Source organism: Rhizobium lentis (assembly GCF_014200175.1).
GTDB classification, from domain to species: domain Bacteria; phylum Pseudomonadota; class Alphaproteobacteria; order Rhizobiales; family Rhizobiaceae; genus Rhizobium; species Rhizobium mulingense.
The window spans coordinates 60,929-74,446 of sequence record NZ_JACHBD010000003.1; the positions used below are offsets into that span (position 1 = coordinate 60,929).

General features: G+C 62.5%; 8 protein-coding genes. 4 read left to right on the forward strand and 4 right to left on the reverse strand.

Annotated features, from left to right (window positions below):
• Positions 1-90 precede the first annotated feature (90 nt).
• From GGI60_RS08480 to GGI60_RS08490, 3 genes are read left to right on the forward strand one after another with little or no spacing between them, the layout of a single operon-like run.
• Positions 91-864, forward strand: a complete 774-nt coding sequence (locus tag GGI60_RS08480) for an NAD kinase (RefSeq protein ID WP_010059525.1) — start codon at positions 91-93, stop codon at positions 862-864.
• 4 nt (positions 865-868) lie between these two features.
• Entirely contained in the window at positions 869-1,372 is a 504-nt protein-coding gene (locus GGI60_RS08485; protein WP_183914774.1) for a hypothetical protein, read from the forward strand.
• Between the two features lie 32 nt (positions 1,373-1,404).
• Positions 1,405-2,424: an alpha/beta hydrolase family protein gene (locus tag GGI60_RS08490; protein WP_183915456.1), complete on the forward strand. Its 1,020-nt coding sequence runs from the start codon at positions 1,405-1,407 to the stop codon at positions 2,422-2,424.
• 55 nt (positions 2,425-2,479) lie between these two features.
• Here GGI60_RS08490 and prfB read toward each other — a convergent pair.
• The 3 genes from prfB to GGI60_RS08505 form a co-directional block, all read right to left on the reverse strand.
• Positions 2,480-3,611 (reverse strand): peptide chain release factor 2 gene (gene prfB / locus GGI60_RS08495; protein ID WP_183914776.1). Its coding sequence is split into 2 segments (ribosomal slippage): positions 2,480-3,541 and positions 3,543-3,611, totalling 1,131 coding nucleotides; the frame shifts between segments, so codons are not numbered across the junction.
• 101 nt (positions 3,612-3,712) lie between these two features.
• Complete coding sequence (locus tag GGI60_RS08500; protein ID WP_183914778.1) at positions 3,713-6,172, reverse strand: penicillin-binding protein 1A; 2,460 nt, start codon at positions 6,170-6,172, stop codon at positions 3,713-3,715.
• Positions 6,173-6,573: 401 nt separating this feature from the next.
• Positions 6,574-7,848, reverse strand: coding sequence for an N-acetylmuramoyl-L-alanine amidase (locus GGI60_RS08505; protein WP_183914780.1), 1,275 nt, complete (start codon positions 7,846-7,848; stop codon positions 6,574-6,576).
• Positions 7,849-8,471: 623 nt separating this feature from the next.
• Here GGI60_RS08505 and GGI60_RS08510 point away from each other — a divergent pair.
• Positions 8,472-11,354, forward strand: coding sequence for a ribonuclease E/G (locus GGI60_RS08510; RefSeq protein ID WP_183934454.1), 2,883 nt, complete (start codon positions 8,472-8,474; stop codon positions 11,352-11,354).
• A gap of 401 nt (positions 11,355-11,755) precedes the next feature.
• On the opposite strand, the gene GGI60_RS08515 is transcribed toward GGI60_RS08510, so the two are convergent.
• Entirely contained in the window at positions 11,756-13,414 is a 1,659-nt protein-coding gene (locus tag GGI60_RS08515; protein WP_183914784.1) for an acyl-CoA dehydrogenase family protein, read from the reverse strand.
• Positions 13,415-13,518: the final 104 nt, after the last annotated feature.

The following is a 13,518-nucleotide window of genomic DNA, read 5'->3' on the forward strand; positions in this document are numbered from 1 at the left end:
GCTTGGCGGCAAAACGCCGGGCCGTGCAAAACGGCCTTGTCGCAACGGCCTTTTATCCTTTAGCTAGAGCAGCTTCACAAAGGGCATTGCATGGGCCGTTCATTTCAGACGCTTTCGTTTATCGCCTCGCCGACGATGGAGGCGCTCGCCGCACGCGAAGAGCTGATTCGCATCTATGGCGACGTGCCGCAGGACAAGGCGGACGTTATCGTCGCGCTCGGCGGCGATGGGTTCATGCTGCAGACGCTGCACAGCACCATGAATTCCGGCAAGCTGGTTTACGGGATGAATCGCGGCTCGGTCGGTTTCCTGATGAATGATTACAGCACGGAGCGGCTTCAGGAGCGCATCTGCGTCGCTGTCGAAAACGCCTTCCGGCCGCTGAAGATGACGACGGCCAATGCCGACGGCACCAATTCAACGGCCCTTGCCATCAACGAGGTCTATCTGTTCCGCCAGTCATATCAGGCCGCCAATCTCAGGGTCGTGGTCGATGGGCACGTGCGCCTGGAGGAGCTGATTTGCGACGGGCTGATGGTGGCCACCCCAGCCGGATCGACAGCCTACAATCTTTCCGCCCATGGCCCGATCCTGCCCCTCGAGGCGCCGCTGCTCGCCATGACACCGGTCAGCGCTTTCAGGCCGCGGCGCTGGAGGGGGGCGCTGCTTCCCAACAAGGTGACCGTCGATATCGACGTGCTCGAGCCGGTGAAGCGGCCGGTGAATGCGGTAGCCGACAATACTGAGGTCAAGTCGGTGCTGCATGTCCGCATCGCCCAGTCGGAGCATATGACGGCGCGCATCCTCTCCGATCCCGACCGCTCCTGGTCCGACCGTATCCTCGCCGAGCAGTTCAAAGATTGAGGCGATGGCAATGCGACGGATATTGATGACCACGATTTTCCTCGTCGGATGCTCGGCCGCCACCGCCGCTCCCGCTCAGGACCCCATTCTGCCGGCTACGGTGATCTTTGCCACCAGCACCGGCTACTGGGAGGACGACGGCAACGCACCTGAAATCGAGCGGGCGCCTTCCGCCACCGAGAATGTTTCCGCCCCTCAGGGAAAGCGCCATGGCTACTACAAGCTCTTTGCCGTGCGCCAGCCGGATCGGACCTCGAAGGTTTATCTGCAGCAAATTGCCCAGACGGAGACCGGCCCGGCGATCGCCTCAAACATCGAGCTGCAGGAGATCAGCGACCTGAAGCCCTACGTGACCGACATACGCCCGGAGAATTCGAGCGGCATCAGCAAGCAACCCGGCCTCTTCGCCACCATCTATCTGAAGACCGACCCGGCGGCCGAGCCGGACGGCTGGACGGTGCTGATCGACGAATTCGGTGACATCACCATCGAGAAGGCGACCAATTGAACAGCGAGACGCTGTTTGCACAGGCTTTGAAGATGAAACTCGGCTTTCGCGACGGGGTACTTTACGATGACCAAAGACCGGACTGGGACGCATTCGGTCCGCGGCCCGTCAGCTGGTCTCTGTGGTATCCGGCTGCCGATGATGCGCGGGAAAGCGATGTTCGGGAACGAAGCTGGTTTCGCAAGGCGGTGGTCGCCCGCGACGCGCCGATTCGGCCGGCAAACAGACCTTATCCGCTCGTCCTGCTGTCGCACGGCACCGGCGGATCTGCGGCAGGGCTGGAATGGCTGGCGCGGCGCCTGGTCGAACGCGGGTTTGTTGCGCTCGGCGTCAACCATCACGGCAATACCGGCATCGAGCCCTATCGGGCCGAAGGTTTTGCCTGTCTCTGGGAACGCGCGCCTGACCTAAGCCTGATGCTGGATCGCAGTCGCGAATGGCTTGGCGATCTCGCCGGTCGGATTGATACAGCCCGTGCGTTCGCGGCCGGATTTTCGGCCGGAGCCTATAGCGTCATGCTCCTTCTCGGCGCCATCGCCCAGTTCTCGCAGTTCGAACCGTCGAGGCTGAAACCGGGTGGTCCGCGCGGCCCAAGGGAATTTCCCGACCTTGCCGATCATATTCCCTCGTTGCTGCGCGAGAGCGATGTGTTTCGCCGGTCATGGTCCCGCATGTCGCGATCCTATCGGGACAACAGGATCAAGGCGGCGCTCCTCTGTGCGCCGGGGCGCTCCATTTTCGCTTTCAGCGAGGAAAGTCTGAAAACGATCGAGGCCCCTGCTCTTATCCTGGTAGGCGATGCCGACAGGGCGGCACCGGCCGAAGAATGTTCTGCATGGCTGCATGCTCGGCTGGCGCGCAGCGCGCTGAAGATTTTCGACGGCGGCCTCGGGCATTATGTCTTCGTACCGGAGGGTACGGGAATAGGCTTTGCCTTTGCGGCCGAGCTCTTCACCGATCCCCCTGATATCGCGCGCGCAGCCATTCATGACGAAACCGCCGATCTGTCGGCAGCGCTGTTTCAGGGCGGCGACATCCGCGCCATCGTCTGAACGAAGAAGGCCCCGTCTCCGGAGCCTTCTCGTCATTCGATCTCGCTGCTGCCTGTCAGTCGACATCCTCGACGACCGCGTCGGCGGCGCCGCTGATGCGGTGGGCAAGGGCCGCTTCCATGAATTCGTTCAGATCGCCGTCGAGTACGTCATCAGGAGCGGTGCTGGCGACGCCGGTGCGCAGGTCCTTGACCAGTTGGTAGGGCTGCAGCACGTAGGAGCGGATCTGATGGCCCCAGCCGATGTCCGTCTTGGAGGCGGCTTCGGCGTTGGCAGCCTCTTCCCGCTTCTTCAGCTCGGCTTCGTACATGCGGGCACGCAGCATTTCCCAGGCCTTGGCGCGGTTCTTGTGCTGCGAACGTTCCTGCTGGCAGGCAACGACGATCCCGGTCGGGATATGGGTAATGCGCACGGCCGAGTCGGTCGTGTTGACGTGCTGGCCGCCGGCGCCCGACGAACGATAGGTGTCGATGCGGCAATCGCTTTCATTGATGTCGATATTGATCGAGTCGTCGACAACAGGATAGACCCAGATCGACGAAAAGGACGTATGGCGACGCGCATTGCTGTCGTAAGGCGAGATGCGTACCAGGCGATGCACGCCCGATTCCGTCTTCAGCCAGCCATAGGCGTTGTGTCCCTTGATGAGCAGGGTGGCGGACTTGATGCCCGCCTCTTCGCCGTCGTGAACTTCAAGAAGCTCGACCTTGAAGCGCTGGCGTTCGGCCCAGCGGGTGTACATGCGCAACAGCATGTTCGCCCAGTCCTGGCTTTCGGTGCCGCCGGCGCCGGAATGAACTTCGAGATAAGTATCGTTGCCGTCGGCCTCGCCGGAGAGCATCGCTTCCACCTGGCGGCGCGCAGCCTCGGCCTTCAAGGCCTTCAAGGCGTCCTCGGCCTCTTTGACGACGCCTCCGTCGCCTTCTTCCTCGCCGAGTTCGATCAGTTCGACATTGTCTTTCAGCTGCTGTTCGAGCTGCCGGACGCCGTTGATGCCGTCATCGAGCTGCTGGCGCTCCCGCATCAGCTTCTGCGCTTCGGTGGCGTCATTCCAGAGGTTCGGATCCTCTGCCTTGTTGTTCAACCAGTCCAGTCGTCTTACTGCCTGGTCCCAGTCAAAGATGCCTCCTCAGCAGGGTGATAGCCTGCTTGGTTTCATCGACCACGTTTTCGATTTCGGCTCGCATTTTCCTGCTTCTCTGTCTCGGTCTTTCAAGTGCTGGTGACATAGAGACGCCAGCCGCCGATGTAAAGGCCCGCGGCAGGCGTTCAAAGATTACGACGACGGTCAGAACAGGCCGGGTGTGCCGGTCTGGACGGCCTGGTTAGCCTGCGGCGAGGTCTTCAGGATCTCCTCCGGCGCCATGGTGCTGTCCATGCCGATGACGGAGAAGCTGTCGGCCGGGCCGGTGCCAGGCTTGAAGGCCTCGATGATGGTGTTCGGATCGCCGTCAACGGCGGCCATACCGGTCTTGCGGTCGATCGGGATCAGGTTCATGCCCGGCGGAATGACGAACTTCGATTCCGGCGTGTCCTTGACGGCGGCCTGCATGAATTCGTTGAAGATCGGCGCGGAGAGACCGCCGCCGGTGCCGCCGCGGCCGAGCGGGCCCGGCGTATCGAAGCCCATATATAGGCCGGCGACCAGATCCGGCGTGAAGCCGACGAACCAGGCATCTTTCTCGTCGTTGGTGGTGCCGGTCTTGCCGGCGACGTCGCGGCCGCCCAGATCGATCTTGCCGGCGGCGGTGCCGCGCTGAATGACGCCCTGCATCATCGAGGTGATCTGATAGGCAGTCATCGGGTCGAGAACGGTTTCGCGGTTGTCGACGACATTCGGCTCTTCCTGGTTCTGCCAGTCGCCGGCATTGCAGCCCTCGCACAGACGCTCCTCATGCTTGAAGATCGTCTTGCCGTAGCGGTCCTGGATTCGATCAATCAATGTCGGCTTGATCTGCTTGCCGCCATTGGCGATGACCGAATAGGCCGAGACCATGCGCAGCACCGTCGTGTCGCCGGCGCCGAGCGACATGGAGAGAACCGGCAGCATGTGATCGTAGATGCCGAAGCGCTCGGCATATTCGGCGACGATGTTCATGCCGAGATCGTTGGCGAGGCGCACCGTCATCAGGTTGCGCGAATGCTCGATGCCCGAACGCAGCGTCGACGGACCGCCGGATTCGCCGCCGTAGTTTTCCGGCCTCCAGACCTGGCCGCCCGAGACGATTTCGATCGGCGCGTCCATGATGACGGATGCCGGCGTATAACCATTGTCCATCGCCGCCGCATAGACGAAGGGTTTGAAGGAGGAGCCCGGCTGACGCATCGCCTGGGTGGCGCGGTTGAATTCGGACTGGGCATACGAGAATCCGCCGACCATGGCGAGCACGCGGCCGGTCTTCGGATCCATGGCGACCAGGCCACCCTGCACCTTCGGCGGCTGGCGCAGGCGATAGGAGGTCGACGCCTCGTCACCGAGCTTCTCGACATAGACGACGTCGCCCGGGTTCAAGACGCCGGCCGGCGTTTTTGCGGTCTTGCGGGAGCCGTCCGCCGAACGGTAGGCCCATTGCATGTTCTTGGCGTCTATCGTGCCGCGCTGCCGGTCAGCCGCGACCTTGCCGCTGCCGTCCTTGGGCGGCTGCAGGCCGATGTCGACATTGCTATCCGATACGGCGAGCACGACGGCGAGGCGCCATTCCGGCACGTCGGACAGAGCGGGAACATCGGCAAGCGCCTTGCCCCAGTCACCGCTTGCATCGATCTGTTTGATGGGCCCATGGAACCCGCGGCGCTCGTCATAGGTCACGAGGCCATCCTGCAGGGCCTTGCGGGCAGCAAGCTGCATCTGCGGATCGAGCGAGGTGCGCACCGAAAGGCCGCCCTCGTAGAGGACCTTCTCGCCATATTGATCGATCAACTGACGGCGCACGGCTTCGGCAAAATAATCGGACGCGAAGAGAGAGGGACCAGTGCTGCGGGCGGTAACGCCGAGCGGCTGCTTCTTGGCGTCCGCGCCGTCGCTCTGGCTGACATAGCCGTTCTCGACCATGCGGTCGATCACCCAGTTGCGGCGCTCGAGGGCAGCTTCGGGATGGCGGAAAGGATGATAGTTGGCCGGACCTTTCGGCAGCGATGCCAGATAGGCGGCTTCGGCAACTGTCAGTTCGGTAACGGATTTGTTGAAATAGGTGAGTGCCGCGCCGGCGATACCATAGGAATTCAGGCCGAAAAAAATCTCGTTAAGGTAGAGCTCGAGAATCTTGTCCTTGCTGTAGGCCTGCTCGATGCGGAAGGAGAGAATTGCTTCCTTGATCTTGCGGTCGATCGTCTGGTCCGAGCTCAAAAGAAAGTTCTTGGCCACCTGCTGGGTTATCGTGGACGCGCCGACCGGGCGGCGGCCGGAACCGAAATTCTGCAGATTGACGAGGATCGCCCGGCCGAGGCCGGTCAGGTCGACTCCCGGATGGTTGTAGAAATTCTTGTCTTCAGCCGACAGAAAAGCAGCCTTGACGCGGTCGGGGATGGCCTGGATCGGCAGGAAGAGACGCTTTTCCTTGGCATATTCAGCCATAAGAGCGCCGTTGCCGGCATGCACGCGCGTCGTCACCGGCGGCGCGTAGCTGTTCAGAACGGCATAGTCCGGGAGGTCCTTCGCGACATTGGCGAGATAGATGGCAACACCCGCCGCCGCGACCAGAAACAGGACGCAGGCCATTCCGAAGAAATATCCAAGAAGTCTAACCATATTTTCAGCTACCGGTCTCTTCGATCTTCAATCGGCACAGACGCAACGATTGCACAGATCAAGGCAATTTGCACGTTGCGCGCGGCTTACTCCATGAGCGCTACCGCTACAAGCCGATTCCGCGCTTCAGGCTGTGAAACATAGGCCGGAGTAACGGCGTGAATGTGAGCAAAATAGGGCCCTGCCCGCCGCATTCATCGCTGCGGCCGCGTTTCATCGGAACTGTCACATCCAAGCAACGCCCCTACCCGCCGCCGATCCGCAGCGCGCGGCTGCGAAATTGATTCAAGCCGGACACTCAACTTTTTGTTTTTATAGGTATCGACCTTAATCAACCGGCCTGCGCCCCGGGCCGCGCGCCTCTTCAGAGATGCAAGCGACACCGTAACACTTCTGCACGCTCAACCGCCATTCGCAACCACGCCGCTGCGATACCGCTTGACGGCGTCGGTCAGCAGATCGGCCATCTTGCCGCGCCAGCTCTCATCGAGCAGCAGTTTCTCATCCTCGGCATTCGAGAGAAATCCAAGCTCGAGCAGGATCGACGGCACGTCGGGGGCCTGCAGCACGCGGAAGCCGGCGTGGCGGTGCGGATTGTTAATGGTACCGACCTGATCCTTGAAGGAATTCAGCACGCTCTCGGCCAACGAGATCGAGAAGGCCTGCGTCTCGCGCCGCGTCAGGTCGAGCAGGATGTCGGCGACCTCGGGAGGCTCGGCGACCGTCTCCTTGCCGGCGATCTGGTCAGAAAGGTTCTCGCGTTCGGCAAGGTCGGCGGCGAGCTTGTCGGAGGCCTTGTCCGAGATCGTATAGACGGTCGCGCCGCGGATATCCTTCTGCTTCAGCGTGTCGGCATGCAGCGAGATAAACAGGCCGGCATGGTTCTGGCGGGCAATCAGCACGCGCTGGGAAAGCGACAGGAACTCATCGTCATTGCGCGTCAGGAAGGCTTTGATGCCCGGTTCCTTGTTCAGCCGGTCGGCCAGAGCCTTGGCGAAGGCGAGCGTCACCTGCTTTTCCTCGGTCTTGGTATCGACGCCGATCGCGCCGGTATCAATGCCGCCATGGCCGGCGTCCACAGCGATGACGAAATCCCCGGGGGCGGTTTTCGCAGGCGCGGGGATGGCGCTCGTCGTCTGGGTCGCGGCTTCCCGAGCGTTCCAGGGCCGGTCGCTCCATGATTGCGTCTTGATCAGTTCGGCAAAGGCCTGCTTGTCGATCATCTCGGCCTCGAGCACCAGCCGATGGCCCTTGCCGGCCTCGTCGGCTTGCACCTTGGCGAGGGAAAGCTTCGCCGGCTGTGCCGCTGTCAGCACGATGCGGGCGCTCTCCTCGTCCATCTTGCCGTAGCGGATGTCCCTGAAGAGGCCGCGGGCGGCCAGATCCTTGCCCGGAAAGCCGAAGGCGGTCGCCGGCAGGTCGATGACGATGCGCTCAGGATTGGCGATATAGTGAACGGAGAACCGCGGTTCGCGGTCGAAATCGATCACAATACGTGTTCTGGCGTCGTCGCCGATGATGCGCGCGCCATAGGCGAGCAGCGGATCCCTCGTCTCGACCGAACTCGCCACATCAGGCAGAATACAACCGGCGACAAGCACCGCCGTCATCAGCCGCCTTACCACTGTCGATCGCCGCGTTGCGGACTGCGCCGCGATCCGAGCCCTCTTAAACAATAAACCGCCACATCCTATTTATAGCGCGATGGGCTCGACATGGCCGGGCGGACGCCCGAGAGCGAAACGCCTTTGTCGCCTGCCGAATCGCAATCGCTGGCCCCCAGCTTCTATGTGTTCCGAAATCCATCAATATTATGGCACATTTGGCTTTTCCCTTGCTATTGTGACAGAGAAAACATACAACGCATTTTAGGGTAGAAGTGTTGACGGGATAGAGTCGCCGCAAGGGCTGCCAGCCAGATCTGGACCTGGCGCCACATCGGTCATCGTCCGCCGTCTCATGGGCTTCAACCCGAGAACTGGATCCTGATTTTCCGGCTTCTGGTCGGAACTTCATTGGTGGATCAGCCACCACGCTCTCAGGGAGCAACCTCATCGGACCCGAAAAGGGTCTTCATATTTGTCGATCACGCTTGGTTGTTGATGGTTTCGCAGCAGGTTTTATCTGAAGTGTACAGGCCCCGGACCGAAACGGTTCCGGCTGCGGTCTGGCTGCTGCTCTCCTCTTCGCGCCAGGTGCGACTTTCATTATCCGGCGCGGCCACTTTGGACCGCATTCTTTCTGTTTCTACAGCAGTCGGGAATGCGCTCTCGCGGCCACGCCGAGGAGCACAGCTTACATGGCAGACAAAATGCTTATCGATGCGTCTCACGAGGAAGAGACGCGCGTCGTTGTCGTTCGCGGAAACCGCATAGAAGAATTTGACTTCGAGTCGCAGCACAAGAAGCAGATCCGCGGCAATATCTATCTCGCAAAGGTAACGAGGGTCGAGCCCTCGCTGCAGGCCGCCTTCGTCGATTACGGCGGCAACCGGCACGGCTTCCTCGCCTTCGCCGAAATCCACCCCGATTATTACCAGATACCGCTCGCCGACCGTCAGGCGCTGCTTCGCGCCGAGGCCGAGGAGCATCGCCGCGACGAAGACGTCGAGCATGTCGAAACCGCGCCGATGGTCGACCTTTCGACTCAGGACCAGCCGGATGTCGGCATCGTGCCGGCAGAGGCGCCGGAACCGGCTGCCGTAACGGAAGAGGCAACGGCAGAAGATGTAGCCGTAGCGGCAGAAGCCGCCGAGGAAGCGCCGGCCAAGAAGGCACGGCCGCGCCGCAGCCGCAAGAAGGTCACCGAAGCGGCTGCCGAAACGACCGCGACCGAAGACGCCGTTCCCACGGACGTCGAAGCCGAAGGTGCTGCGAGCGTCGACAACGACGATGACGGCTCGACCGGCGGCGCAATGGCCGCGATGGTGGAAACCGACTCGATCTCCGAAGACGTTGACACCAGCAAGCGTCGTCACGATGACGACGATGACGATGACGATCACGGCGAAGAGGAAGTCATCGAATCCGTTGGCGCCGAAGACGCGATGGAAGAAGTGCCGGACCGCGTGCAGCGCAAGCCGCGCAAGCAGTACCGCATCCAGGAAGTCATCAAGCGCCGGCAGATCCTGCTGGTGCAGGTCGCCAAGGAAGAGCGCGGCAACAAGGGCGCGGCGCTGACCACCTATCTCTCGCTCGCCGGCCGCTATTCCGTGCTGATGCCGAATACGGCGCGCGGCGGCGGCATTTCCCGCAAGATCACCAATCCGGCCGACCGCAAGCGCCTGAAGGAAATCGCGCGCATGCTCGAAGTGCCGCAGGGCATGGGCGTCATCCTGCGCACGGCCGGCGCCAACCGCACCAAGGTCGAGGTCAAGCGCGACTTCGAATATCTGATGCGCCTGTGGGAGAACGTGCGCACGCTGACGCTCGCCTCCACCGCGCCCTGCCTCGTCTACGAGGAAGGCTCGCTGATCAAGCGTTCGATCCGCGACCTCTACAACAAGGATATCAGCGAGATCATCGTTGCCGGCGAAGATGGCTATCGTGAAGCCAAAGACTTCATGAAGATGCTGATGCCGAGCCATGCCAAGGTGGTCCAGCCCTATCGCGACATCCACCCGATCTTCTCGCGTTCGGGCATCGAAGCCCAGCTCGACCGCATGCTGCAGCCGCAGGTGACGCTGCGCTCTGGCGGCTATCTGATCATGAACCAGACGGAAGCGCTGGTTTCGATCGACGTCAACTCCGGCCGCTCGACGCGCGAACACTCGATCGAGGACACCGCGCTGCAGACGAACCTCGAAGCGGCGGAAGAAATCGCCCGTCAGCTTCGCCTGCGCGACCTCGCCGGCCTGATCGTCATCGACTTCATCGACATGGAAGAAAAGCGCAACAACCGCGCCGTCGAGAAGAAGCTGAAGGAATGCCTGAAGAACGACCGCGCACGCATTCAGGTCGGCCGGATCTCGCATTTCGGCCTGCTCGAAATGTCGCGCCAGCGCATCCGCGCTTCGGTGCTCGAATCGACCACCCAGGTCTGCTCGCATTGCGCCGGCACCGGCCACGTCCGTTCGCAGTCCTCCGTCGCGCTCCATGTTCTGCGCGGCATCGAGGAATATCTGCTCAAGAATACGACGCATAACATTACCGTGCGGACCACCCCCGACATCGCGCTCTACCTGCTCAACCACAAGCGCCAGACGATCGTCGATTACGAGAGCCGCTTCGGCGTGGCGATCGTCATCGATGCGGACGGCTCGGTCGGCGCGCAGCATTTCGCCATCGATCGCGGCGAGGCCGTCGAAAATCCGGTCAAGATCGAAACGCTGTTCAACTTCGCAGCCATTCCCGAGGATGACGACGACGACATCGTCATCGAGGCGGATGAGGACGAAGACGAGGAACTTGAGGAAAAGCCGGCAGCGGCCGAACGCGCCGCCGCGGCGCGCTCGGAAGGTGACGGAGACGGCAACCGCAAGCGCAAGCGCCGCAGGCGCCGCCGCGGCCGCAACGGCAATGCCGAACAGCCCGTATCGGCCACGGGCGAAGCCGGCGATGAGGACGAGGACGGCGACGACGAAGGCGCCGAAGGCGATGAAACAACCGCAGTTGCGCCCGAGGCCCGTGCCGAGAGCGACGACTCGCAGCGCCGCAAGCGCCGTCGTCGCGGCAAGCGTGGCGGTCGCCGCAACCGCGCCGAAGACGGTTCCGAATTGGCGGCCGGTGATGCCGGCGACGGCAGCGGCGGCGATGAGGACGAAGGCGACGATGTCTCGAATGACGTCGCTCCTGCCGAAGCTGCAATCGTCGAGACGGCTGCCGAACAGCCCGGCGAAGACCAGGCCGCAGCGGCCGCCGTCGAGGGTGCGGCCGTCGTCACCGAGGAAGTGAAGCCCGCCCGTGGCCGCGGCCGTCGCAAGCCCGCCGCATCGCCGGTCGAGGAACCGGTAGTGGAAGCAGAATCAGAAGCAGCACCCGCCGAAGCCGAGCTGGAGGTGGCCGAAGCCTCCGCCGACCTTCAAACGCCCGCCCAGGAAGAGGCAAAGCCGGTTCGCGCCAACCGCGAATCCAACATCGCCTCCTCCGAGCCGACGGTGAAATCCAACCGCAGCGAAAATAGCGAAAGCGACGATGGCAAGCCGAAGAAAGCCGGCTGGTGGCAGCGCCGTGGCTTCTTCTGAACGCTGATTTTTGGACGTAAATGAGAAAATCCGGCCGCGGCGACGCGGCCGGATTTTGTTTAAAGCGGTGCCTCACTAGCAAAGTTGAACCCACAGGGCTCGCAGATCTCGCTGGAATGGGCTGGGAGCGACCTGGACGAGATTGGTTGCGACCAGCCGACGACAGGTAGCGATCGTCCCAGGTGGTCGCCCTCCCCACTCGAGCCGAGCGACAGCGATGCGTCGACGGCTGCCCCTCACCCTAACCCTCTCCCTGTTCTCACGGGGAGAGGGGACGTGCCGCCCCATGAGAGGTCGATGGGGGACGGAGAGCTTACGGCTTGTCCCCTTCGCCCCGCAAGTGGGGAGAAGGTGCCGGCAGGCGGACGAGGGCCCCCGATAGAACCACCTCCGCCGCGCGATCAAGCCGCCGGCGGATAGAGAAGATCGACGATGTAGCTGGCGTCGAAGCGGGAATCGAGCATGCCGTAAGTGGAGCGCCAGCCGCCGGCAAGCCGCGTCTCGATGAAGGCATCGGCAATGCGCCCTGCCCCAAGCCGATAAAGTTCGGCAGCACCGGCGGCGAGCGCCAGCTGCTCGACGAGCAGGCGCGCCGCGCCCTCATCCTGTTCGCAGAGCGCGATGGCGGCACGCAGCACGTCGATCGTCTTCTTGCCAGCCGGACCGAGATCGCGAGCCAAGCCGGCAAAGACCGTCTCGAACAGGTCCTTGCCGCGGTTGAGCACGCGCAGAACGTCGAGCGCCATGACGTTGCCGGAGCCTTCCCAGATCGCATTGACGGGAGCCTCGCGATAGTGCCGGGCGATCGGACGTTCCTCGATGTAGCCATTCCCGCCGATGCATTCCATCGCTTCATAGATCAAGGCGGGCGCGATCTTGCAACACCAGTATTTGGCGACCGGCGTCATGACGCGGGCATAGGCCGCTTCCTCGGCATTGCCGCGCGCCTTGTCGAAGGCATCGGCAAGACGGAAGGACAGCGCGGTGGCGGCGGCAACGTCGAGCGCCATATCGGCAAGCACGCGCGTCATGATGGGTTGATTGACGAGCATCTTGCCGAAAACGCTGCGGCCGCGCGTGTGGTGCACGGCCTCGGCGAGCGAAGCGCGCATGATCCCCGACGAGGCCAGTGCGCAATCAAGACGGGTCAGCGTCACCATGTCAAGGATGGTGCGGATGCCGGCATCGGAGGCGCCGAGCAGGAATCCGAACGTGTCTGAGAACTCCACCTCGCAAGAGGCATTGGAGCGATTGCCGACCTTGTCCTTCAGCCGCTGGAACTGCAGGCCGTTGGCCGAACCGTCCTCAAGAAGGCGCGGCACGAGGAAGCAGCCCATCCCCTCCTTGGTCTGCGCCAGCATAATGAAAGCATCGCTCATCGGCGCGGACATGAACCATTTGTGGCCGGAGAGCCGGTAGATGCCTTCGCTGACCTTTTCGGCGGCGCTTCGATTAGCCCGGACATCGGTGCCGCCCTGCTTTTCCGTCATGCCCATGCCGATAGTCACCGCGGACTTCTGCATGGCGGGGCGGTTGGACGAATCGTATTTGCGCGAGAGGATCTTCGGCGCCCAGTCCTTCTGCACTGCGGGCGAGGCCGAGAGCGCGGCAACGGAGGCGCTCGTCATCGTCAGCGGGCAGAGATGGCCGGATTCCAGCTGCGCCGTCAGATAGAAGCGCGCGGCGCGAACCTTGTGGGCCTCGTCCTTGGCGTCGGTATCGGCCTGCGGATCCCAGACGGAGGAATGCAGGCCGACCGACATGGAGCGGCGCATCAGCGCGTGCCAGGCCGGATGGAATTCGACGACGTCGAGGCGCTCGCCGCGCGGGCCGTGGGTGCGCAGCTGCGGGACGCCCTGATTGGCCATGCGCGCCAGTTCCTGCGCCTCCGGCGAGGTGACGTAGCGGCCCATGTTTTCCAGGTCCTCGCGGATGCCGCGCGGCAGCGCCGCCGTCAGATCGACGATCAACGGATCGGATCGATAGGCATTGATGCCGGACCACAGGCTCGGCTGGTTGAGTTCTGCGAGTTTGTCGTCAGTCCGGTTGGCGGAGGTCATTGTTCGCTTCTAGTGCAAGAACCCGGCAAGGGAAACCGGAAGTTATGATTCGCTTCATCCTGCTCTATCGGAATTCGGGCGAAAATGCATGGGGACATAAGCCT